At 48.6% G+C, this 22,373-nt stretch carries 19 protein-coding genes; 14 read left to right on the top strand and 5 right to left on the bottom strand.

The window, feature by feature from the left end; translation table 11 throughout:
- Positions 1-38: 38 nt before the first annotated feature.
- Together MHH46_RS30520 and MHH46_RS30515 are read right to left on the bottom strand one after the other, a co-directional pair.
- Positions 39-890 (bottom strand): 1,4-dihydroxy-6-naphthoate synthase, encoded by an 852-nt coding sequence (locus tag MHH46_RS30520; protein ID WP_076191704.1) that lies wholly within the window; start codon positions 888-890, stop codon positions 39-41.
- A complete protein-coding gene (locus MHH46_RS30515) occupies positions 890-1,585 on the bottom strand; it encodes a futalosine hydrolase (RefSeq protein ID WP_081383981.1) in 696 nt (231 codons plus the stop codon). The genes MHH46_RS30520 and MHH46_RS30515 overlap by 1 nt, the downstream gene beginning before the upstream one ends.
- A 281-nt stretch (positions 1,586-1,866) precedes the next feature.
- Here MHH46_RS30515 and MHH46_RS30510 point away from each other — a divergent pair, with 281 nt between their 5' ends.
- The 8 genes from MHH46_RS30510 to mprF all read left to right on the top strand — a co-directional run bounded on the left by MHH46_RS30510 (position 1,867) and on the right by mprF (position 10,372).
- Positions 1,867-2,337, top strand: coding sequence for a MarR family winged helix-turn-helix transcriptional regulator (locus MHH46_RS30510; protein ID WP_036682080.1), 471 nt, complete (start codon positions 1,867-1,869; stop codon positions 2,335-2,337).
- Between the two features lie 196 nt (positions 2,338-2,533).
- On the top strand, positions 2,534-3,382 hold the full coding sequence (locus MHH46_RS30505; RefSeq protein WP_076191707.1) for a neutral zinc metallopeptidase: 849 nt from the start codon (positions 2,534-2,536) through the stop codon (positions 3,380-3,382).
- A 115-nt stretch (positions 3,383-3,497) separates the two neighbouring features.
- Complete coding sequence (locus tag MHH46_RS30500) at positions 3,498-3,899, top strand: DoxX family protein (RefSeq protein WP_036682076.1); 402 nt, start codon at positions 3,498-3,500, stop codon at positions 3,897-3,899.
- 17 nt (positions 3,900-3,916) lie between these two features.
- Positions 3,917-4,867, top strand: coding sequence for a ring-cleaving dioxygenase (locus MHH46_RS30495; RefSeq protein WP_076179229.1), 951 nt, complete (start codon positions 3,917-3,919; stop codon positions 4,865-4,867).
- A complete protein-coding gene (locus MHH46_RS30490; protein WP_076124044.1) occupies positions 4,864-5,484 on the top strand; it encodes an alpha/beta hydrolase in 621 nt (206 codons plus the stop codon). The genes MHH46_RS30495 and MHH46_RS30490 overlap by 4 nt, the downstream gene beginning before the upstream one ends.
- Before the next feature lie 164 nt (positions 5,485-5,648).
- Positions 5,649-6,872: a multidrug effflux MFS transporter gene (locus MHH46_RS30485; RefSeq protein ID WP_076191774.1), complete on the top strand. Its 1,224-nt coding sequence runs from the start codon at positions 5,649-5,651 to the stop codon at positions 6,870-6,872.
- Positions 6,873-6,987: 115 nt separating this feature from the next.
- Positions 6,988-7,338: a FlxA-like family protein gene (locus MHH46_RS30480; protein ID WP_076099710.1), complete on the top strand. Its 351-nt coding sequence runs from the start codon at positions 6,988-6,990 to the stop codon at positions 7,336-7,338.
- 367 nt (positions 7,339-7,705) lie between these two features.
- Complete coding sequence (gene mprF, locus MHH46_RS30475; protein WP_076191710.1) at positions 7,706-10,372, top strand: bifunctional lysylphosphatidylglycerol flippase/synthetase MprF; 2,667 nt, start codon at positions 7,706-7,708, stop codon at positions 10,370-10,372.
- Between the two features lie 48 nt (positions 10,373-10,420).
- Here mprF and MHH46_RS30470 read toward each other — a convergent pair whose 3' ends face one another.
- Positions 10,421-11,893, bottom strand: coding sequence for an alpha-amylase (locus MHH46_RS30470; protein ID WP_076191713.1), 1,473 nt, complete (start codon positions 11,891-11,893; stop codon positions 10,421-10,423).
- 141 nt (positions 11,894-12,034) lie between these two features.
- Positions 12,035-13,627, bottom strand: coding sequence for a histidine kinase N-terminal 7TM domain-containing protein (locus tag MHH46_RS30465; RefSeq protein ID WP_076191716.1), 1,593 nt, complete (start codon positions 13,625-13,627; stop codon positions 12,035-12,037).
- A 281-nt stretch (positions 13,628-13,908) separates the two neighbouring features.
- Here MHH46_RS30465 and MHH46_RS30460 point away from each other — a divergent pair, with 281 nt between their 5' ends.
- The 6 genes from MHH46_RS30460 (at position 13,909) to MHH46_RS30435 (ending at position 20,618) form a co-directional block, all read left to right on the top strand.
- A complete protein-coding gene (locus MHH46_RS30460) occupies positions 13,909-14,691 on the top strand; it encodes an ABC transporter ATP-binding protein (protein WP_076179226.1) in 783 nt (260 codons plus the stop codon).
- A 2-nt stretch (positions 14,692-14,693) separates the two neighbouring features.
- Positions 14,694-15,506: an ABC transporter permease gene (locus MHH46_RS30455; RefSeq protein WP_076191718.1), complete on the top strand. Its 813-nt coding sequence runs from the start codon at positions 14,694-14,696 to the stop codon at positions 15,504-15,506.
- A complete protein-coding gene (locus tag MHH46_RS30450; protein WP_081387822.1) occupies positions 15,506-16,423 on the top strand; it encodes an ABC transporter permease in 918 nt (305 codons plus the stop codon). The genes MHH46_RS30455 and MHH46_RS30450 overlap by 1 nt, the downstream gene beginning before the upstream one ends.
- Before the next feature lie 136 nt (positions 16,424-16,559).
- Positions 16,560-17,660 (top strand): ABC transporter substrate-binding protein, encoded by a 1,101-nt coding sequence (locus MHH46_RS30445; RefSeq protein WP_076191721.1) that lies wholly within the window; start codon positions 16,560-16,562, stop codon positions 17,658-17,660.
- A gap of 104 nt (positions 17,661-17,764) precedes the next feature.
- Positions 17,765-19,228, top strand: a complete 1,464-nt coding sequence (locus MHH46_RS30440; protein ID WP_076191724.1) for a CoA-acylating methylmalonate-semialdehyde dehydrogenase — start codon at positions 17,765-17,767, stop codon at positions 19,226-19,228.
- Between the two features lie 31 nt (positions 19,229-19,259).
- On the top strand, positions 19,260-20,618 hold the full coding sequence (locus tag MHH46_RS30435; RefSeq protein WP_076191726.1) for an aspartate aminotransferase family protein: 1,359 nt from the start codon (positions 19,260-19,262) through the stop codon (positions 20,616-20,618).
- On the opposite strand, the gene MHH46_RS30430 is transcribed toward MHH46_RS30435, so the two are convergent.
- Positions 20,593-22,281 carry a PucR family transcriptional regulator gene (locus MHH46_RS30430; RefSeq protein ID WP_076181983.1) on the bottom strand — a complete coding sequence of 563 codons (1,689 nt, stop codon included), beginning with the start codon at positions 22,279-22,281 and terminating at the stop codon, positions 20,593-20,595. The two genes, MHH46_RS30435 and MHH46_RS30430, sit on opposite strands and share 26 nt — an antisense overlap.
- Positions 22,282-22,373: the final 92 nt, after the last annotated feature.

Genomic DNA, 22,373 nt, shown 5'->3' with positions numbered 1-22,373 from the left:
TAGGTGTGGCCGGGGATTGTTAAACTATCTGGTAAATGCTAACGAAGCAGTGCTGGATCGATTGCAGGCACAAGTCCTTCTGCCGCAGCACGATTAAGCAGGGCAGAGATTGCGGCATAGCCGTCCTCACCCAGATTCATCGAGAAGTCATTCACGTAGAGATCGATGTGGGATTTAGCCACTTCAGGAGCCAACTCTTGAGCATGGCTAAGCACATAGTCTCTGGAATCCGTTGGATGATCCCACGCATACTGAAGAGAGCTGCGAATCCAGCCGGTGATAGCATCGGCATCTAAATCACGGCGGGCAATGATAGCGCCGAGAGGAATGGGCAGTCCGGTATCGCTTTCCCACCAGCTGCCTAGATCAGTCAGCATATTAAGACCATAAGAGGCGTAAGTGAAGCGGGCTTCGTGAATTACCAGCCCTGCATCGATATGGCCATCCCGTACGGCAGGCATAATCTCATCGAAAGGCATTACGACTATTTCGCCGATGCCTCCAGTTACATTTTGTGCTGCCCATAATCGGAAAAGCAAATAAGCCGTAGAGCGTTCGCTAGGTACAGCAATCCGGCGTCCGACTAGCTTTTCTGGGCGTTTGACCGCATGGGGTCCACTTGCTGTAAGCAGCAGCGGGCCGCAGCCGCGTCCTAAAGCGCCGCCGCATGGCAGCAGTTTGTACCGCTCCAGAACCCAAGGCAGAGCAGCGTAGGAGATTTTGAGGACTTCTGGTCCTTCTCCGTCAGCAGCCAGCGTATTGGTAATATCAATGTCGGCATAGGTTACATTTAGCTTAGGTGCATTCGGGACAAGCCCGTGCGCCCAGGCATGAAATACAAAGGTATCGTTAGGGCAAGGGGAAAAAGCGATATTAAGCTCAGTTGTCATTACAGCACCTCCAGTAATATAGCGGCTGCCGCCGTTAATGCTTCCATTGCATCACCGATCTTCCAAGCGGCCCGGTCGCGGGGACCGACCGGGTTCGAGATGGCGCGGAGCTCCAGTACCGGGAGCCCCAGCGCCTGAGCGGCCACGGCAACTCCGTGGCCTTCCATCGCTTCCGCGACGGCATGGGGATGCCGCGCGAGATGGGCGGCGGCCGTCTCCGCGGTGCCGGTCGCCGTCGAGACCGTAAGCACGGTGCCCGTGCTTACGGGTAACCCGGCCGCAGCCAGCGCGGCCGAAACCGCTTGCACCGTGCCGCGGTCAGCCGGCACGGACACGCTGCCGAAGCCGAGCTCGGCAGCGCTGCGGAAGCCCTCCGGCGTCTCGGCCCCGAGGTCGGCGGCAATCATCTCGCTGGCTACAACCAGCGAGCCTAAAGGCGCCAGCCCCGGGAATCCGCCGCCGATCCCGACGCTCAATACGCAGCCGTAAGAACCGGCTGCGAGTGCCGCGGCGGTTCCCGCCGCCGCCGCTGCCGGCCCTGCGCCGGCAGCGATAACATGGAACCTGTCGCTGCCTTGCAGGCCGCGCAGGACCGCGTCACGCTCCGCGTCTACGGCTGTCACGATCAGCACGCGTCGTGCACCAGCCTGCCCCTCCATAGCTTCTTCGGTAGGGGTTGGATTGAACGAACTCATCAGGTCGCCTCCTTTAGGGTATTGAAATCGCTTACTAAAGAGTCATTCGTAAAGACAAGAATACGCCCTTTTATAGGTCAGGTCAAACTTGGGGTGATTTTTATCACTCCCTGTAAAGTGTCATAGGAAAACTTACCTGTCTCTAGACGGAAGTAACTTTTTTAGCGATGAGGTTGACAAGGAGGATGGGAAGTCGTATAGTTATCTTAACTTAAAGATATTTAATGTAAAGACAAATAAATGGATTGAATACAAGTTTGATTGAAGTGGAGGTGAAATTGATGAGTGATAAACAAGTAAATCTGCGTAATACAGAGAGTGCACCTGACGAAGAACAAGCCGCCTCACTGAAATTGTTTGTAGTCTTATCTAAGGCTTATAAGAGCCTAATGGATCATGCGGTGAAGGATATGAAGAGTTATGGCTTGGCTTCGGCTGAATTCATGGTGCTTGAAGTACTTTACCATAGAACGCGGATTCCGCTGCAACAGATCGGGGAGAAAATTCTCGTTACGAGCGGAAGCATTACCTATAATATCGACAAGTTGGAGAAAAAGGGACTGCTGAAACGTGTACCCTGTAGCGAGGATCGCCGCGTTACTTATGCGGAGATTACGGATGCAGGCCGTGAACTGTTTGATGAGATTTTCCCTCGTCATGTAGCCTCAATTCATGATTTGATGGGTGGATTAGATAAGGAAGAGAAAGTCCAGGCTATCGAATTAATGAAAAAGCTTGGCAAAGGTGTGTAGGCGCTGCGAAAATGACGAATAACTAGGCGCCTCTATAAGGTTGGAAGTAGTTCGGCTCCATCCTCATTCTCCCAACTCCAGTAAGTATAAGTGAAACCCTGCTTTTTTGGGTATATCACTAATAAGATATTTAACTTAACGAAGCCAGGTAGCCATTTACTTAAGATTACCTGATATTTCGACTGGGGGCTTGGCCATGAAATGGCAGGGAAGAAGAGGGAGTTCGAACGTGGAGGACCGCAGAGGCATGAGCGGTGGTGGCAAGATGATTGGTGGCGGAATCGGAGGAATTATCCTTGTCCTGGTCATCACGTTACTCAGTGGAGGCAATGCCGGGGATATCCTGGGAAGTTTGACTTCCACAGGCTCCAGTTCAACGGCCCCTTATGAACAGACCGCAGAGGAGCAAGAGCTTGCGGAGTTTGTATCGGTAGTTCTTGCCGACACAGAGGAGGTTTGGGGTGAGATTTTTCAGCAGCAGGGAATGACCTATACGGACCCCACCTTAGTTCTATACAGTGGGAGTGTAGACTCTGCTTGCGGAACAGCCACCTCGGCAGTTGGTCCCTTCTACTGTCCGGGCGACGCCAAACTATATATTGATCTGAGCTTTTATGATGAGTTGCAGCAACGCTTCCACGCGCCGGGCGACTTCGCCATGGCTTATGTCATTGCCCATGAGGTTGGACATCATGTACAGACATTACTAGGCACCTCGAAACAGCTCGATTCCCTTCGCCAGACGTTGAGTGAGAAGGAGTACAACAAATATCAGGTTCGTTTTGAGCTGCAGGCTGATTATTTGGCCGGTGTCTGGGCCAATCATGCTCAGGGAATGAATCTGCTGGAGGAAGGCGACTTAGAGGAAGCTCTGGCAGCTGCAAGCGCCGTCGGAGATGATACGATTCAGAAGCAGGCTCAGGGCTATGCAGTGCCGGATAGTTTCACTCACGGTACCTCAGAGCAGAGAAAGCGCTGGTTCTACAAAGGTTTTAACTCGGGTACGATTAAGGGCGGCGATACGTTTAACGCCTCCGAGTTGTAGATAGAAGAGGGAAGAGGAGAGCAGCCCATAGGTTATTCCGGTCCGCCGGGCGCTCTTTTTTACCCAATATCTTAACATTAAGATAATTAAATCAAAGGAATAGGGGAAGGTAAAAATGATAAGTGTAGGACTGTTATTAATGAGATTGGTGATTGGGCTTGCTTTTATAGGACATGGCGCACAAAAGCTATTTGGATGGTTCGGAGGTTACGGTCCGAAGGGTACGGGAGGCTGGATGGAGTCCATCGGAATCAAACCGGGTGTGACTATGGCGATTTTAGCAGGGATTATGGAGCTGGTGGGCGGATTTATGTTCGCGGCCGGACTGTTAACGCCTGTTGCAGCGGTGTTGATCGCTGCCACGATGCTGGGGGCAATCGTTAAGGTTCATGCTCCAAATGGTTTCTGGTCCACTTCGAACGGGATTGAGTTTCCGCTCACGGTTTTGGTATTTGCGGTAGGTGTGGCGCTTACGGGACCAGGTTCGATTTCTCTAGATGCATTATTTTTTAACTAAGAAGGGAGTTTATAATAATGACACTTCAAACTGCAGGAATACATCATATTACAGCTTTTGTCGGAGACGCTCAGCGCAATGTTGATTTCTACGCCGGGATTCTGGGCCTACGGCTCGTGAAAAAAACGATTAATTTTGATGCTCCAGAGGTCTATCATTTATACTTTGGGAATGAGCAGGGTGCGCCGGGAACGATTATTACATTTTTCCCTTCACCTGTAGGGCGTAGAGGCAGAATCGGCAGTGGTCAAGTTGGCGTAACGATCTACGCAGTGCCGGTCGGTGCTCTGCAATTCTGGGAACAACGCCTTGCTGAATACGGAATTTCGGTTACAAAAGGAAGTCGGATCTCTGAACCCTATTTATCTTTTGCTGATTACGACGGTCTGCGGATTGAACTGGTGGAACGTGAGGAAGGCCCGCTCAGTAAGTGGTCCTTTGGTGGGATTCCTACTAAATACGCGATCAAAGGTTTTGGCGGGGCTGTGCTATATAGCAGCAATCCGTTGCAAACAGCCGAGACACTTGTTCATACGCTGGGTATGGAACATATTGCTGACGGAGATGGATATACTCGCTATAGAACCAATGGGGAGCTAGGTAATATTATTGATTTGAAGACATCACCCGTTCCGCTCGGAGCGGGAGGTGCAGGGACAGTTCATCACATCGCGTGGCGGGCAAAGGATAATGCAGAGCAACTGGAATGGTCGCGCCATGTACAGAGTCATGGGCATAGACCTACACCCGTTCAAGACCGTCAGTATTTTAATGCGATCTATTTCCGTGAAAGAGGAGGAATCCTGTTCGAAATCGCTACAGATCCTCCAGGTTTTGCCCGTGATGAAGCCCCGGATGCGTTGGGTGAAAAGTTGATGCTGCCGTCCTGGTTTGAGCCGCATCGCGCGGCCATCGAAGAAAACTTAACGCCTATTCAAGTAAGAGAAATTGAGGTGAAGCAGGGATGATTCATGTATTCCGTAAAGGTAAAGATATAACTAAACCTACATTAGTGTTGTTTCATGGCACAGGTGGTAATGAGCAGGATTTGCTGCCGCTGGCTGAGATGTTATCCCCAGATTCATCGGTGCTAGGTATACGGGGTAATGTGCTGGAGAATGGCATGCCACGATTCTTCCGTCGGCTGGCAGAAGGAGTGTTCGATGAAGCGGACTTAGTTTTCCGTACCCATGAGATTAAGCAGTTTCTGGATGAAGCGGCAGAGAAATACGGGTTTGATGCCAACAATCTGGTAGCGGTTGGTTACTCTAACGGTGCAAACATTGCTGGTAGCCTTCTGTTTCATTATAAGGACATTTTCCGCGCGGCAGTGCTGTTGCATCCGATGGTGCCATTACGCAATGTGGAGCTTCCTTCTCTTGAAGGGGTGTCTATCTTTATTGGGGCAGGTACGAATGATCCGCTGATAACATCTACGGAAACTCAGGAGCTAGAGGGGATTCTGCAGAAAGCAGGCGCTGAGGTTACAACCCATTGGGGCAACCAAGGTCACCGCTTGAGTATGGCGGAAGCCGAAGCCGCCAAAGATTGGCTACAGGGGTTTAGTACATCTCAAAATGCATAAAACAATTAGGATAACCGCCTTTTGGCGGTTATTTTTAAGTTATTAGCCCCGAATGAGGCCTTATAAAAGGATTGATCATTTGAGTTCCTTTACGTTAGTATGAAGAATACAAAAAAAGGCCCCCGGGTTGCTTTAGAAAGGTTGACGTAAGGATCATGATTGGAATGCAAAATGCTAATAAACTTGCTGCAGATGGACCCTCAAGGAAGCAGAGATTGCAACTTGCTGTTATTCTGGGCTCCATTACAACCATTGGGCCGTTATCGATTGATATGTATTTGCCGGCGCTGCCTACACTTGTCGACGATTTCGGTACGACGGCTGCTTTGGTGCAGCTAAGTCTCACCTTCTTTTTATTGGGACTGGCCTCAGGTCAGTTAGTAGCTGGACCACTGAGTGATGTATATGGACGTCGCCGTCCACTGCTTATAGGGATGTTCATCTATGCGGTTTCCTCAGTGCTATGTGCTTTTAGTCCTTCGATTGGACTTTTAATTGTTTTGCGGTTTATTCAAGGTCTTGCTGGTTCAGTGGGTGTAGTTGTCTCTAGGGCGGCTGTGCGTGATCTGTACAGTGGCTCTGAACTAACGAAATTTTTCTCTTTATTGATGATTGTTAATGGTCTGGGTCCGATTTTGGCTCCAGTCATTGGAGGCCAGCTCTTAAGAGTGACTACATGGCAGGGGATATTCCTCGTATTATTTGCTGCCGGAATTATCTTCTGCTTGACGATTCTCCTGCGCTTGCCTGAGACATTGCCGAAGGAGCGGCGCTCCAAGAGTGGGTTGAAGGGTACTCTGCTTACCTTTAAGGTGTTACTTGGCAACCGCAAGTTTATGGGTTATGCCTTGTCCCAAGGTTTTGTTACAGCGTCTATGTTCGCTTATATCTCAGGGTCATCTTTTGTTTTGCAAAATATTTTTGCAGTTACTCCGCAGGTATACAGTTTGATCTTTGCTGTGAACGGGATTGGGATTATTATTACAGGTCAAATCGCCGGCAGACTAGCTGGTAAGGTGAGTGAGACGAAGTTACTGCTTAGCGGGTTGCTGCTCTGTACAACGGGGGGCGTCTTGCTGCTGCTTACGATCCTGGTAGGGGGAGGGCTGATCCCTATTCTAATCTGTCTGTTCGCCGTTGTCTCCAGTGTGGGGATTGTCGGAGCGACCAGCTTCTCACTTGCGATGCAGGACCAAGGAGAGGCCGCAGGCAGCGCTTCGGCTTTGATAGGGCTGATCCCGTTGCTGCTTGGTAGCTGTGTAGCACCGCTTGTGGGTCTTGGAGGCGTAGATTCAGCCCTTCCAATGGCGATTGTGATTGCCTGTACGGGTGTTCTCTCTATTCTGTCTTATCTTCTGTTGGTCAAACGGGGGAATTCCAATTCCTAACAGTTTATCCTTATAACCTTGAAAGAGAGCAATACTTTCAGCAAACTTTCAGCGGGTTTTAACGTTCCTTATCTGCAAAAGGATTATATTGGAGGTAAGGAAGGGAGGGATGATTATGAGTATATCCGCAGTCTCAGGTTCTACATCGTATACTACCTCGACGTCTAGTACTACAGATACCAGCGCGCTCGAGAAACAAAAAGCGAAGCTGGAAGCCGAATTGGACAAGATTGATGCCAGCTCGGATGACGCGAAGACCAAAGAAACGAAAACGAAACAAATTGAGCAGCAGATCAAGCAAATCGAGGCACAAATTTCCCAGAAGTCGCAGAGCAGTGCTTCCGCTGCAAGCAGTAGTGCAGAAGCACCTGCCAAACCTGCAAACAACGCGCTTGCTGCGGCAAGCCCGCAAGAAATCGCTACCGCAACAACGAATAGCCAAGGCAGATTTGATATTCGTGTATAAACCATACTAAGTCGTGTTACATAACAAAAAGGGCATCCTTTGCCGTGAGGGATGTCCTTTTTGTTATGTATTTTTAAGTTTAGACTACAATTTAAATGTTCTTTTATCACATTGTTGGCCAATACTAGAAAGATACCCCTAAAATAAAGTTCCGTCATATTGATCTGTCCAGCTTCGTAATATATTAACTATGCTTATCCTCATTTCCCAAAAAATCTTTAACTGTTGCAGGGGTTAGGGATTTGCTGGCAGTCTAATAGAGTAGGTGTTGATTATCACGGGTCTTCTATTCCAAGAATTGCTATAATGGACTAGTTGTAAAAATTGTCTAGCACAACGTGTGTCAGCGGTAAAGGCAGGTGGGCTCATGCATTCAAAGCAACAGACATTAGAAAGATTCAAAATTGTAAGACTGATCTTATCTATCTATCGGATCCGGGCGGTCAGAGCTCTTTTTCCAGTGGCTATCATAGCGTTCGTATACTGGGAGGGGCAACATGAGCTGAAGCAGGTTCATTTAGGACTTATAATGCGTGAACTAAGGCGAGTACCTACGTCTGCTATTTTGCAAATGATTGGTTTTGCACTTCTTTCCGTAGCTGTGATGAGTGCTTATGATTATTTGATTCGGGCCCATTTTCGTTTAAAAGTAGGGCTGTGGAGTACCTTTCGGTATGCATGGATTGCTAATACATTTAATAACTTGATTGGGTTTGCAGGTCTGGCTGGAGTTGGTTTAAGGACGCTGCTGTATAAAAAAAGCGGAGTGCCGACCTCCGTGCTAACGCCCGCCATTGTATTTCTTTCGCCGCTTATGATTACCGGGTTATCACTACTTTCATGGGCGAATATCTTTGGTTTACTCCCGGCAACGGCTTTGCTGGAAGAACATCGCTGGCTGGTATTTGCAGTATGGGGTATGGCGCTTTATTTGCCGGTTTTTGTGTTTGTGCAGCGCTCATCGCTTTATGCGAAATGGATTAACCGGGGAAAAGGCAGAACATCATGGCTTACAGTCGTTAACTCCGTCGGTGCTTCCTTTCTGGAATGGAGCTTTGCTGGCGTGACGTTTTGGACCATCAGCAGCCATCTCTTGGATGAGGTCCATTTTATAGCTATCTTTGGTATATTTACGATTGCTGCTATTGCCGGAATCTTGAGTATGGCACCCGGCGGTATCGGTGCATTTGACCTTATCGCCTTGCTCGGGCTGACACAGCTTGGCTACCAGACCGATAAGGCGATGGCGGTGCTTGTCATCTTTCGATTGTTTTATTATGTCATTCCTTGGTTGATTGGATTGGTGCTGGCTGCACTGGAAATTGGTCTGCAAGGAAAAAAGGATCAAGATCGTTCAGTTCCAGGGTTCGAACCCTCTCTTAACAAATGGCAGAAGATCTGGGGCTGGCCGGGTCAGTATACCTTTCTGAGCGATCTTGGGATGTGGGCTCTTGGTAAGCTGGTACTAGCTAGCGGGCTTATTCTCTTACTATCTGCAGCAGTACCCGGATTGCTGTATAGGTTGAAGATTACGGAGGAAATATTGCCGTTTCCGGTAATGCAGCTTTCTCATCATCTGTCTGTACTTATTGGTTTTATGCTGATTTTATTGTCGCGGGGCATTACATTGCGGGTCCATAGTGCATATGTATGGACTAGCATACTTCTGTTTATTGGATCATTGTTTGCAGTCACTAAGGGTTTTGATTATGAAGAGGCGCTTTTGCTACTTATAGTAGCGCTTATTCTTTGGATATCCAGATCGCGGTTTTATCGGATTAGTGCGCCAATCAGCAGACAGAGCGCGATCCGGTGGTTTGCCCTCACTTCAGTAATTGCACTAAGCTACTATCTGATGGGCTGTTATGTACATCGTGGATTTCTGAAGCATCTGCCTCCGGGAGTACAGCCTGAATGGTTGCAGCGATATAGTCATGTTGCATTTACGGCAGTGGGAGGATTGGTCTTGTCTTGGGTACTGCTCATAATGTGGGTAAACCTCAGGCCCCATCATAAGGAGAACGAGCTGTTCGGGACCTTGGATGTAGCTAAGCTGAAACATTTTCTAGATGGAGTTCGAGGCAATACCTTAACTCATACGTTGTTTTTGGGTGATAAGGGCTTCTTCTGGGCTCAGAACGATAAAGTGCTGCTCGCTTTCGCCAGAGTTAGGGATAAACTCGTTGTGCTGGGTGATCCGCTGGGAGAGAGCAGCTTAATAAGTGAAGCCATCAGTGAATTTAGACAAGCTGCAGATCAGTATGGTCTGGTTGTAGTTTTCTATCAAGCTTCACCTGCTTTTTTATCGGTCTATCAGGAGCAGGGCTATCGCTTTTTTAAGCTGGGTGAAGAGGCAGTGATAAGCCTTGATAACTTTGCACTCAGTGATCTGAAGAATGGTGATCTGCAAAGGGTAAGTGATCGTTTTGAACGGGAAGGCATGATTGTTCAAATTACAGAAGCGCCGCATGCTGATAGTTTGCTGAGAGAACTGCGAACGATTTCGGACGAGTGGTTGAATGGCCGAGCGGAAAAGGGTTATTCGTTAGGGTGGTTTAAGGTCGAGTATCTGCAACGGGCTCCCATTGTGGTGCTGCGGAACACCAAAGGTACAATACTGGCATTTGCTTCTATTGCCCCAGGGTATGATCAAGGATTGACCCTGTCCGTAGATTTGTTGCGTCAGCGGAAGAATGTGCCAAACGGGACGGTAGATTATTTATTGGTTTGTATGCTGGAATGGGCGAAGTCCAAGGGGTATCGGCGATTTAATCTAGGCAACACTCCTCTATCATCCAGTGGGGGTCAGGACCCCGGAGCTCTGAAGGAGGAGAAGCTGGCTCATCAAGTGTTTAATAGAGGTGGGCATGGGCATGGTTACGGTTTTGCCAGATTGCGTCGTTACAAGGAAAAGTTCAATCCAGAGTGGGAGCCGCGTTACTTAGCTTATCCAGCGTCCCTAACATTACCCGTCTTAACGCTGGATCTGGTGAGGCTTGTATCCCGCCATCCGGAGCATAAAACGAATAACTAAAAAAAGGTGCCCAACGCCAAACGGCGTTGGGCACCTTTTTAATCAGGTTTACTTCTTGTCAGCTTCTGCATCTGGCAAAGCCCAGACGGAGACGCTGCCGCCATTGACCGGGAAGGTCGCCCAACCATCTTTTTCAATGGTTATGGTGGCTTTATGGTTATGGGTGAAATCCACCCATGCTTCACCGGCGCGATGTTCTCCTACGAACATTCTCTTCTGGCCATTCTCACCATTACTGATCACAACCGCACAACCGGAGTGTTCAATATCCTCCACGCCGAGCCGTGTCCAGCCAATCGTGTTAGGATGATCGAAATAATCCTTCTGTTCACCATAAGCTTTGTGATAGCGGGTATACAGCAGAGGGTCAATCGCATCTTTTTTACCTGCTACAGGTGTTGGTCCTTCGATCCCATAATAATCCCCGTAAAAGACCACAGGATATCCATCCCGTCGCAGCAGGATAAGCGCGTAAGCACTTTGCTTGAACCAATCATCTACCCAGGATTCCAGGGCTTCGTGAGGCTGAGAATCATGATTGTCAACGAAGGTTACAGCATTGGTGGGATGGGTCTGCACCAGTGTGTCATCAAGAATTTTGGTCAGATCATAGTTTCTGCCCTCCAAAGAAGCTGAATGCAGCTTGTAGTGAAGGGATACATCGAAGAGGTCAATTTTATAATCGACGGTATTCAGAAATTGTCGACAGGACTCTAAGTCGGAATTCCAGAATTCACCGACGATATAGAAATCCTTCTCGCATTTATTAAACATCTCTACCGCGAATTCTTTAACAAACTCATGGTTGATATGTTTGATGGCGTCCAAGCGGAAGCCGCTGCAGTGGAGGGTATCCACCAGCCATTTTCCCCATTGGATCATTTCTTTTTTGACTTCCGGATGGCTGTAATCAATATTAGCGAACATTAGATAATCATAGTTTCCGAACTCGTCGTCAACATTCTGATTCCACGCTTTATTCTCGCCTACTATACGGAATACGCCGGTTCGCTCTTCTTTGGCGTCAAAGTCAGTGCCGTTAAAATGATTGTGATTCCACTTAAAGGCAGAGTGTTCATTCCCGCGGCCAGGGAAGGTGAATTTTGTCCAGCCCTCAATCTCGAAAGGTTTCGAAATTTCTTTCATCCGATCATTGGGGTCGACCTCGATGACTTGGAATACTTCCTTTTCATCCGCGCCAGCCTTATGATTCATCACCAAATCAACGTAAACGGCGATGCCATTCTTTTGACATTCCGAAATTGCGTTGATCAGTGCTTGTTTGGTGCCATATTTGGTGCGTACCGTACCTTTTTGGTCATATTCGCCCAGATCGTATAGATCATACACGCCATAGCCTGTATCGTCAGCGGAGACGGCCTTTGTCACAGGAGGTACCCAAACAGAATCAATGCCTACGGCTTTTAGCGCGGGTGCAGTTTCTTTTAAGCGATCCCAGTGTTTCCCGTCCGCAGCAACATGCCATTCAAAAAACTGCATCATTGTATGGTTCCTCATTATTTCTTACGCCTCCATATCCCATCAAGCAAATTTTACTCTCAACACTCTGATTAGTTTTTCAGATAACTCTTATTAAACTTAAAAACAGACTATGAAAAATAAGGCCAGTTGTTGAATGCGCAGGAAGGGACATGATTGTCATTAAACAGGCTTGAAAAGAATGATTTCTGACCTTTGGGAGAGATGCACAGCGTTGCGTCCATTCCGTTTGGAGCTATACAGAGCATGGTCGGCTTCAGATAGCAGTTCTTCTAGAGTGGCCTCTGGATTTAGGGCCTCCACAACTCCAAAGCTTGCGGTCACATTAATGGGCCCGATGACGGTATATAAGGTGCTTTGTTCAATATCCGCGCGGATATTTTCGCAGAGCAATGCTGCTTGCTTCAGTGACGTCTCTGGCAGACAGATCACAAATTCCTCACCACCATAACGGCCAAAGAGATCTCCCTCCCGCAGATGTCTGCTGCACACCTGGACAATATGCTGTAGAGCTTGATCTCCATATTGATGCCCATAGCGGTCATTAATGCTCTTGAAGAAGTCCACATCCAGCAAAATCATAGATAATGAGCTTCGCAGGCTGGCAGCCCGGGCAAGCAATGCTTGACTCAGCTCCAAAAAATAGGAGCGGTTATAGATACCCGTTAGGCTGTCCATCGTAGCCAATTGACGCAGCTTCTCCTGAAGCAGTATTCGTTCAGTCACGTCAATCAGCATGATCATCTGTCCTGCTATGTGCCCTTCTTGTTTCTGTACCGGAGAGGAGCGGATTTGATAATAGCAGATCTCCTCTGCTTTGTTCCAAGCCACTTCCCGTTCTTCGCGCAACAGTGGCTCGGCATCCATCACATAGGACAAGGCATCTTTGCCTGCGTTAAGAAACAATTGTGCTAGCGGTTTGCCAATCGATGAGGAGTTGAGCCCCTCTATCATATCCGCGGCTGCACGATTGTAATCGACGAGCATGTCCGAGCGGTCGGTGACAAGCACTCCCTCCCGCATGCTCTCGAACAGATTCTCACGAGCAATAGGTGCAGCCGTTAACATGCCCCGGGATAAAATAGCCCAAATATATAGGGAGGAGGTTAGGCTCATAATGATCGGGACGGGATCCATTCCGTAAGGAGTCAAGCCTATCAGATACAAAAAAGCGCCGAGGGTTGGAAGGCTTAACCCGATTATTATTGTGATGATCTGCCTGCGGTATACCCTTTTCATCCGGTTCCACTGCCATATCATGAGGCAAATGGCTGCCAGCAGACAGCCGAAAGTAAAGCTGCCGTGAACGATATACCAAGGTCCCATCACAACATCAACGAGTGGGGTGGGCGTATTTTCCCGTAAATAAATGGATTTATAGAAGAGATGATGGTAATCATTGGTCCAGACCAGCAGCGTTGTAATGAATGGAATGATAAATAACGCCGCCCGTATGCCTTTTTTAAACAGCGTCTCCAGCCCAACGAAATGGATCACCATGATTAGACTAGCCGGCGCAATAAAGGGCATCCCCAGATATTCTAACTTAATCCAGAAGCTGAGTTCCTCCAGAGTTTTCCCCGATAATTCTAATGCGAAACCGAAGGTGTAAATAGCAGAGGTAAAGGAGCTTATAACAAAAGCCCTGATTCCTAAGAAATCAGTTTTTTTATAATAGGCGAAAAGGGCTAGTAAGACACTCAGCACACCTGATATAGCAACAATTACAATATAATTCGAGATTATAGATCCCATGGGTCTATTGTCACCTACCGAGGAAAGATATGGATAAATATTACCACATATCTGCGGATATAAAAAAAATACTTCGGGTTTGTGGTCAAAAAAATGTCTCCTAGACAAAATGACGCAATTTAGCAGGAGCTATTTTACTAATTGTCTAGTGAGAGTCCAGTGAGCAGCGTGTAACATGTTAGTTAATACTACATGCAATAGAAGTTTTCTTTATTTTATCTAAATAGCGTCAGTTTATATAACATTATAAACATGGCTTATTTTGAAAAGGGGGGCTGAGGATGTCATCACTAGCGTCAAATATTCCTGAGATTCAGCTGGAGAATGTTGAAATGCGTTATCGGACAGAAGCTGCGGAAGTGCTTGCCCTGCATCAGGTGAGTCTTGATATTGCAAAAGGGGAGTTCGTCTCCCTGCTCGGACCTTCCGGATGTGGCAAAACGACGCTGCTTAGACTGATGGCCGATCTCATAGCACCAACAGGCGGGAACATTGTGGTAGCTGGGAAAAGTGCCAGAGAAGCCAGGCTGGCGCAAAAATATGGCATTGTTTTTCAAAGTCCAGTGTTATACGACTGGCGAAAAGTGAAGCATAACATCACATTGCCACTGGAGCTGATGGGGGTAAAGAAGTCAATCCGTGAGGAAAAGGCGATGGAGCTTCTTGATCTGGTGGGGCTGCAGAGCTTTGCGGATAAATATCCGTGGCAGCTCAGCGGCGGGATGCAGCAGCGTGTAGCGATTGCCAGAGCACTATCGATGGAGCCGGAAATTCTGCTCATGGATGAGCCGTTCTCTGCGCTGGATGAATTTACGCGTGAGCGATTGAATGAAGAGTTATTGTCTGTCTGGAGTAAAGTGCAGAACACAATTGTCTTTGTAACTCATAGTATTCCTGAATCTATATTCCTCTCTGACCGGGTGTTTGTCCTTTCCCCGCATCCAGGTCGCTTGTCCGCTGTGGTCGAAATTCCTCTGCCACGTCCGCGAACGGCGGAAATGAGAAATAGCCCAGAGTTTTTCGAACTGATCGCACGTATTCGCGACAGCTTCGAAGGGGTGTAGTGATGAAAGGGGGCAGTATCTTTGTGCGAGGTCGTCTGCTGCCGTTGTTCGTCTGGATTTTTGGCCTGCTGCTAGTCTGGGAAGGGACTTCCTGGATGCTGCTCCATGTGGTGGAGACGCCGTTAGCACAGTCCAAGCTGCCATATGTTCATGAGGTGTTAGCTACCTTATGGCAGTATGGAGACACGCTCTTGAAGGAGGGGGCTGCGACCTTCGGTAATGCTGGTGTTGGCTTCCTGATTGGAGCGGTAGCTGGTGCCTCATTGGCGGTGTTGATGAGCTTGTCGAAGACAATAGAGCAATTAACTTTTCCTTATGCTATTGCCTCGCAGATGATTCCGATTCTGGGGTTGGCACCCATCATCTACGGGATTGTGCGCGATGAGCAGACCTCGCGGATTATTATTTCGGGATATATCACCTTTTTCCCGGTGGCTCTGAACATGCTGCGCGGCTTGCGGAGTGTAGATCCATCAGCGCTCGAATTGATGCATTCTTACGCGGCGAAACCTTGGGCGGTCTATTGGAAACTCAGATTCCCGGCGGCTTTGCCGGGTTTGTTCGGTGGGCTTAAGATAGCTGCCCCACTTGCTGTGACTGGAGCTATTCTGGTGGAGCTTATGGGTGCCCAGCATGGCATTGGTGTAATTATGCTGCGCAATCTCTATTATGGAAGCTCTCACACCTATATGTTCTGGTCTACGGTGATTGTGGGTGCCCTGCTGGGAATCGTAAGCTACTGGTTAATCAGTCTGATAGAACGCCTGGTAACGCCTTGGCAGCCTGAATATCGTCCGAAAGGAGGCAGCCGCTAATGGAAACTAACTCCGTTCGGGAGACCACGTTTATAGGCTCTACTGGTAAAGAAATGGCTCAGCCGGCGCTAACGGCTACAACAAAGAATGCTGTAGCCGTTCCGAAACCTGCGGAAGCTACGGCGAGTCGCGGCGGCTCACGAATGCTGAAGAGGATATTTAGCGCAGGGGTACTGCTGCCTGTACTGGCAGGTCTGTTATTTCTTGCACTATGGGAATTTCAATTTTTTCATAAGATCTTTGATCTGAAAAAATATCAACTCCCGCTGCCTACAGCCATCGCCGAAACCATGCGAGATAATTTCAGCTTGTTGCTGTCCTATACCGGATACACTCTTGCTGAAGCTGTGCTGGGAATGTTGGTTGGTTCTGCTATCGGCTTCCTGATCGCTTTAGTCGCGACAGCTTGGCCGCGCTGGGGGAGTGGAAGCTTGACGCTGGTTGCCGCCCTAAATGCTGTGCCTATCGTCGCCCTCGCGCCCATCATGAATCTGTGGTTTGGAGATGGGATAGGCTCACGAATTGCCATAGTAACAGCAACTACAATGGCAGCGATGGCGATCAACGCCTATAAAGGTATGGCGGCGATTGATCCATTGGCGCTGGATCTGATGCATTCCTATGCGGCAGGTAAACCGGCAGTGTTCCGTTATCTGCGGATTCAGAGCAGTCTGCCCTATGTATTTACAGCACTCAAGATTAATGCTACTGCCAGTATGATTGGCGCCATTGTTGGGGAATTCTTTTTCTCCTCAAAAGGGCTTGGATATCTGCTCTCCAATTCCATTAAAGTTGCCAAAATGCCACTGGGTTGGTCCTGTATTGTGTTGGCTGCAATTGCAGGCGTGCTCTTCTATTTAGTGGTTGAGCGGCTGGAGAAAGTATTCATTAAGTGGCATCCTTCGCAGCGTACTTAATCTTCCCCTCATTACATCCGGCCATAGTGGGAATGGAACAGAGAAACCGCCTACGGCTGTATGCATAAACGCACCACGATGATTGTCCATACTGTGCTTGTTACAAACTTAAATTACGATAGGGGGAGTTCGATTGATGAACGGGAAAAAACGCAAATTTCGTGGTGGTTTGTTGGCAATCGTGATGATGTTGAGTGTTTCTTTAATGGCGGGTTGCGGTGGCAACAATAATAACTCGGCAGCTGAAGCTACGACTGCCCCTGAAGCTTCAGCAGCTCCTGACGCAAGTGCTGCTACTGAACCGGCTGCTGATCCAGTTACAGTGAAGCTACAGCTGAAATGGGTGCCGCAGGCACAATTCGCTGGGTATTTTGTGGCGCAGGATAAAGGATATTACAAGGAAGAAGGCTTGGATGTAGAAATTCTGCCGGGTGGGCCTGATATCGTTCCGGAACAGCAAGTGGCAGGTGGCTCCGCAGATATCGGTGTGGGTTGGGTAGCCAGCTTGCTGCCGAGTCTTGAAGAGGGAATGCCGCTGGTGCAGATCGCGCAAATCTATCAAAAGAGCGGGTTGGTCCTGGTCTCCAAAAAAACTGCTGGCATTAACTCAGCCGCTGATCTTAAGGGTAAAAAAGTCGGCAACTGGATGGGTGGCAACGAATTTGAACTATTAGCGTTATTCGATAAATATAAGTTCGATCCGAATAAGGACCTAAGCTTTACGAAGCAAGGGTTCACGATGGATCAGTTCTTGGGCGATCAGATCGATGCGGCCTCAGCAATGACTTACAACGAGTACCAAGTAGTGCTGGAGTCAGGCATTAAGGCTGAGGATCTGAATGTCATCGACATGAATACAGAAGGCGTTGCGATGCTTGAGGATAACTTGTTCGCGAATAAGGAATGGCTTGCGGAGAATAAAGAGACTGCAGCAAAGTTTGTGCGTGCCTCCCTGAAGGGCTGGAAAGATGCAATTACTGATCCTGCGGCCGCCGTGGACAGTGTGATGAAGCAAGCGGAAGACGGCAGTACGACGAAGGAACATCAGCTGACAATGATGACTGAGGTTGCCAAGCTGATTCTGCCTGAAGGCTTTGACAGTGCCAAGATGGGATATACCGATGCGGCGGCGTTCCAGCAAACCGCTGATATTTCGCTTAAATTTGGTGTCATTAAAGAACCGGTTAAGGTAGATGAGGCTTATACGAACGAAATCGTAGAAATGGCGGCAAAATAACTAACTGAGCTTAATGTTATAGTGGATGGCCGCCTGATCTGGCGGTCATCTATTATAATCAGCAGTCCATCAGTGCATCTGAAACAGAGAAAGAGGTGCGAGCTATGTCTCTCCTAGTAACGCAGGCTGAAAGAGTTAAGAATTATGTGAATGGAGCTTGGGTAGAATCGTCGTCCGGGCGAGATGAAGAGGTTTATAATCCGGCGACAGGTGAAGTGATTGCTTATGTGCCCATTTCTAGTAAGGAAGAGCTGGGTGCGGCGGTAGAAGCGGCTGCGGCGGCATTTCAAGCGTGGAAAAGGGTCGCTGTGCCGCGTCGTGCCCGCTATTTTTTTCAATATCAACAGCTGCTGGTAAAGCATTGGCATGAGCTGGCCGAGCTGATTACGCTGGAGAATGGCAAAAGTCTGGAAGAGGCGCAAGGTGAGGTGCAGCGTGGAATTGAATGTGTGGAATTTGCCGCAGGCATCCCCACGTTGATGATGGGCAGTCAGCTTCCGGACATTGCTACCGGTATTGAATCCGGGATGTACCGTTATCCATTGGGGGTGATCGGGGGAATTGCCCCGTTTAATTTTCCAATGATGGTTCCTTGTTGGATGTTTCCGCTTGCCATCGCTTGTGGAAATACCTTTGTGCTGAAGCCTTCTGAGCGTACGCCGCTGCTGGTTAATCGACTGGCAGAGTTATTTGCCGAAGCGGGCTTTCCTCCAGGTGTACTGAATGTGATACATGGGGCGCACGAGGTTGTGAATGGGCTGCTGGAGCATGATGAAGTGAAGGCGATTTCGTTCGTGGGTTCGCAGCCGGTTGCGGAATATGTATATAAGACAGGGACAGCGCAGGGAAAACGGGTGCAGGCGCTAGCTGGAGCCAAGAATCACTCGATTGTGCTGCCTGATGCGGAGCTGGACAATACGGTCAAAAATATCATTGCGGCTTCCTTTGGTTCGGCAGGTGAGCGTTGTATGGCGTGCTCGGTTGTGGTGGTTCATGAGGATATCGCTGACGAGCTAGTGGGTCGTCTGGCTGCGGCTGCGGATGAGCTTAAGATTGGTAATGGCGCGGATGACGGGGTGTTTTTGGGTCCGGTAATTCGCCAGTCGAATAAGGAGCGGACGCTTTATTACATTGAGACTGGTGAAGCTGAGGCAGCCAAGCTTGTGAGAGATGGGCGGAAGGATGCGGCTACGGGGGGTGCCGGTTATTTTATCGGGCCGACGATATTTGATCATGTACAGCCGGGAATGACCCTCTGGAAGGATGAAATTTTTGCGCCGGTATTGTCTGTGATTCGTGTGAAAAGTCTGAGTGAAGCGATTGCGGTAACGAATCAGTCCCCATTCGCGAATGGGGCGTGCATTTATACAGATAGCGCAAAGGCGATCCGTGAATTTCGGGAAGAAATTGATGCAGGGATGTTGGGTGTGAATCTGGGTGTGCCTGCCCCCATGGCATTTTTCCCCTTCTCGGGTTATAAGAAATCGTTCTACGGAGACCTGCATGCCAATGGGCGTGATGGGGTGGAGTTCTATACGCGTAAAAAGATGATCACTGCCCGTTATTAGAGAAAATGAGCTGCTGAGAGGAGAAAATGTTATGCAGAGTCTGGGGAACGATAGTGAGCTTGCGGTGAAGAAGGATCAGAAATATTTATGGCACAACATTACGCCTTATAGTGAAAAGAACCCGCCTATGATTGCCGCCTCGGCAAGTGGGTCGTGGATTACGGATATACAGGGCAATCGATTTTTGGACGGGATGTCTGGCTTGTGGTGTGTAAATGTGGGATACGGGCGCAAGGAGCTGGCGGAAGCTGCTTACAATCAATTGCTGACCCTGCCATATTTTCCTCTGACACAAAGTCATCTCCCGGCGATTGCGCTGGCGGAGAAGCTGAATGAGTGGCTCGGAGACGATTATGTGATCTTTTTTTCCAATAGTGGATCGGAAGCCAATGAGGCTGCTTTCAAAATGGCCCGCCAGTACCAGCAGCAAATATGCCAGCATTATCGCCATAAATTCATTGCCCGTTATCGTGGGTACCATGGCAGTTCACTTGGGGCATTATCTGCAACGGGCCAGGCCCAGCGCAAATATAAATATGAACCGTTGGCGGGTGGTTTTCTGCATGTAGCTCCCCCGGACAGCTATCGCCGCCCGGCTGGGATGACTGTGGAAGAATTCAATCTCCAGTGTGCACAGTCCATAGAGGATGTGATCATCTGGGAAGGCGTGGAGACGGTAGCTGCGGTGATTATGGAGCCTGTAATTACGGGTGGTGGCGTCATTGTACCGCATCAGGTTTATTTGGATCGGGTGCAGGAAATCTGCCGTAAGCACGGTGTGTTGCTCATTATGGATGAGGTGATTTGTGGATTCGGACGTTCTGGACGTAAGTTTGGTCATCACAACTTTAATGTGAAGCCTGACATCGTAACGATGGCTAAAGGACTGACTAGCGCTTATCTTCCTCTATCTGCCACTGCTGTTCGTAAGGATATCTATGAGGTATTTAAGGACAATAGCGATGACTATGGGCATTTTCGCCATGTGAATACTTTTGGTGGTAACCCTGCTTCCTGTGCGCTGGCGCTGCGTAATCTGGAAATTATCGAGCAGGAGAAGCTGGTGGAACGTGCGGATCTTTTAGGTAAAAGAATAAATACAGAATTTACTGAGCTGCTTGATCACAAGCTTGTAGGTGATGTCCGCAGCTTTGGTTTGGTGACAGGGATTGAGCTGGTTGAAGACAAGGTCAGTAAGAAACCGGTTGATCTGAATATTGTGAAGGGGATTATTGCCGAATGTAAGTCCAAGGGGCTTATCATCGGTAAAAATGGCGATACCGTAGCTGGGTTCAACAACGTGCTTACCTTCGCCCCGCCGTTATCCTCCACGGATGAAGATATAGAATTTATTATCGATACCTTTAAATCTGTGCTGAACGGGGGCTAGGTAAAGTGATTTTGTCTGGATATAGAAATTGGTAAGCGCGCAGGGCGACTTGAATGGAGATCCGATTCTCTGGCTGCATGAAGTCTTCACCCAGTAGCTCTGTTATTTTGTCCAGGCGATAATAAAGGGACTGTCTGACAATGAATAGGTTTCGAGCGGCAATTTGTTTGGAACCATCATGATCCAGATAAACACGAAGGGTAAGCAGCAGCTCGCTGCCTTTGGTTTGGTCGTGGTCGATTAGCGGGCCGAGATAACTGCGAATGAAGTTCTGCAACGTTTTTCCGTCATTTAAGCTCAACAGCAACTGGAATACACCCAGCTCTTCATAGAAGAGTAGTGACTTCTGGTAACAGGAGTATAACGACAATGCCTGTAGGGCTTCCTGATAACCGGAATAGGCTCGTTTTAGGCGCTTATGCGATTTGCTGACTCCAATGACGAGCTGCAAATCCTTGAGCTTCTCATCGGAGCGGATGTTCTGCAGGGCTTCAAGTGCTTGTTGAAGTCGCATTTTTCCAGGCATTTTCGATTGGATATCGAGGGCGATGACGGTGAGGCGATTGTTCTTAAGGGTGATCAGCGGACGTAAAGAATATTTCTCAAAGATGGAACGCAGGATGAGCGAAAGGTGGAAGGTAATGGACTCCCATTCGTTCTCCGAGCTGTTCCATTTTACATCTCTGGGGTTCTTGATCTCTATAAGGCATACACGGTAAGGGAGCTCGTTGACCACGTTGAAATTGGAGCCGATCAGGCCCTTTAAGCGGTTATCATCTTCGATGCGGCCATTGATCAGCTCGTCGACCCATAGATTTTCTGAAAAAAGCTTACGCTCCTCCATATACCGCGTCCGCAGCAGCTCTTGTGCAATGGACAAAGAGGCGGAATCCAGCAGCAGACAGTCGAACTCCTGTGGTTTGTGATTGCATACCATCAGAATGTAAGCCCAGGTCTGATCCAGCGCACCTACAGGCTTGAGCGCGATGGTCTTCTGTCCATATTCCCGGATATAGGGGGCAACGTCAGGTTGAATTCCTTCCAGCTCGTCGCCGAAGGCGGTGAAAAAATTCAGCAATGGAGCCTGCTCTTCCGGCGGAAGTGCCGGGAAAAATAAGGGTTTGCCTTGCAGCTGCATATAGACTATTTGTGTGCGGGTACTTTTGCACAATAATTGCAGCACTTTCAGCGTTCCTTGTGAAGTTAAGGTCAGGCGGTGGAATTCACGTGAGATTTTTTCAAGTTCTTGGAGCATCCGGTGATGCCGGTTAATGATAATCGAGTGAAGATCCAACGTGATATCTACGAAACGAACCGTGCGGGTGAAGATGATTAGCGGAAAGTCATGCCTGTCGGCTAAGTCGATCATCTCTTGCGGGATGGTGCTGAAATACGTACCTAACTCAATACATAGGCAAGCTGCATTTTTGTCGATCAGGTTCTGCATAAACTCCAAGGAGGAAGGGAGATCGACACTTGCACCAATCCCCGTAGTCAAAATCATTTCTTCGCCATGAATCAGAGTCTCGAAGTTGGCACTTTCCAGTACATGCACCCAGCGAATGGCACGGCTTAGGCCGCTTTTCCCGCCGATCACCTCGGCTTCTGCGAATAGTGGTCTTTTTAAAGCGTCACGAATGGTTAATACAAGCTCCCAGTCCATAGTTACTCCCCCTCGATCTTCTGCGCTCTGGCCTTCGGCTAACGCCCTGTTATTCTCAGCCTATTCTCACACGTAAAAAATACAGTTTTGAA

Source organism: Paenibacillus sp. FSL H8-0175, from assembly GCF_045040615.1.
Lineage (GTDB): Bacteria > Bacillota > Bacilli > Paenibacillales > Paenibacillaceae > Paenibacillus_AQ > Paenibacillus_AQ odorifer.
The sequence above is the reverse complement of the archived record's forward strand: the minus strand, read 5'-3'. Positions and strand labels throughout refer to the sequence as shown.

What these genes read in the sequence shown, in the direction of transcription:
- MHH46_RS30510 (WP_036682080.1), top strand. Translation starts at nt 1,867, where the DNA reads ATGAGTGATAAACAAGTAAATCTGCGTAATACAGAGAGTGCACCTGAC.
- MHH46_RS30465 (WP_076191716.1), bottom strand. Translation starts at nt 13,627, where the DNA reads ATGGGATCTATAATCTCGAATTATATTGTAATTGTTGCTATATCAGGT.
- MHH46_RS30490 (WP_076124044.1), top strand. Translation starts at nt 4,864, where the DNA reads ATGATTCATGTATTCCGTAAAGGTAAAGATATAACTAAACCTACATTA.
- MHH46_RS30460 (WP_076179226.1), top strand. Translation starts at nt 13,909, where the DNA reads ATGTCATCACTAGCGTCAAATATTCCTGAGATTCAGCTGGAGAATGTT.
- MHH46_RS30450 (WP_081387822.1), top strand. Translation starts at nt 15,506, where the DNA reads ATGGAAACTAACTCCGTTCGGGAGACCACGTTTATAGGCTCTACTGGT.
- MHH46_RS30430 (WP_076181983.1), bottom strand. Translation starts at nt 22,281, where the DNA reads ATGGACTGGGAGCTTGTATTAACCATTCGTGACGCTTTAAAAAGACCA.
- MHH46_RS30500 (WP_036682076.1), top strand. Translation starts at nt 3,498, where the DNA reads ATGATAAGTGTAGGACTGTTATTAATGAGATTGGTGATTGGGCTTGCT.
- MHH46_RS30455 (WP_076191718.1), top strand. Translation starts at nt 14,694, where the DNA reads ATGAAAGGGGGCAGTATCTTTGTGCGAGGTCGTCTGCTGCCGTTGTTC.
- MHH46_RS30495 (WP_076179229.1), top strand. Translation starts at nt 3,917, where the DNA reads ATGACACTTCAAACTGCAGGAATACATCATATTACAGCTTTTGTCGGA.
- MHH46_RS30515 (WP_081383981.1), bottom strand. Translation starts at nt 1,585, where the DNA reads ATGAGTTCGTTCAATCCAACCCCTACCGAAGAAGCTATGGAGGGGCAG.
- MHH46_RS30445 (WP_076191721.1), top strand. Translation starts at nt 16,560, where the DNA reads ATGAACGGGAAAAAACGCAAATTTCGTGGTGGTTTGTTGGCAATCGTG.
- mprF (WP_076191710.1), top strand. Translation starts at nt 7,706, where the DNA reads ATGCATTCAAAGCAACAGACATTAGAAAGATTCAAAATTGTAAGACTG.
- MHH46_RS30435 (WP_076191726.1), top strand. Translation starts at nt 19,260, where the DNA reads ATGCAGAGTCTGGGGAACGATAGTGAGCTTGCGGTGAAGAAGGATCAG.
- MHH46_RS30485 (WP_076191774.1), top strand. Translation starts at nt 5,649, where the DNA reads ATGCAAAATGCTAATAAACTTGCTGCAGATGGACCCTCAAGGAAGCAG.
- MHH46_RS30505 (WP_076191707.1), top strand. Translation starts at nt 2,534, where the DNA reads ATGAAATGGCAGGGAAGAAGAGGGAGTTCGAACGTGGAGGACCGCAGA.
- MHH46_RS30440 (WP_076191724.1), top strand. Translation starts at nt 17,765, where the DNA reads ATGTCTCTCCTAGTAACGCAGGCTGAAAGAGTTAAGAATTATGTGAAT.
- MHH46_RS30520 (WP_076191704.1), bottom strand. Translation starts at nt 890, where the DNA reads ATGACAACTGAGCTTAATATCGCTTTTTCCCCTTGCCCTAACGATACC.
- MHH46_RS30480 (WP_076099710.1), top strand. Translation starts at nt 6,988, where the DNA reads ATGAGTATATCCGCAGTCTCAGGTTCTACATCGTATACTACCTCGACG.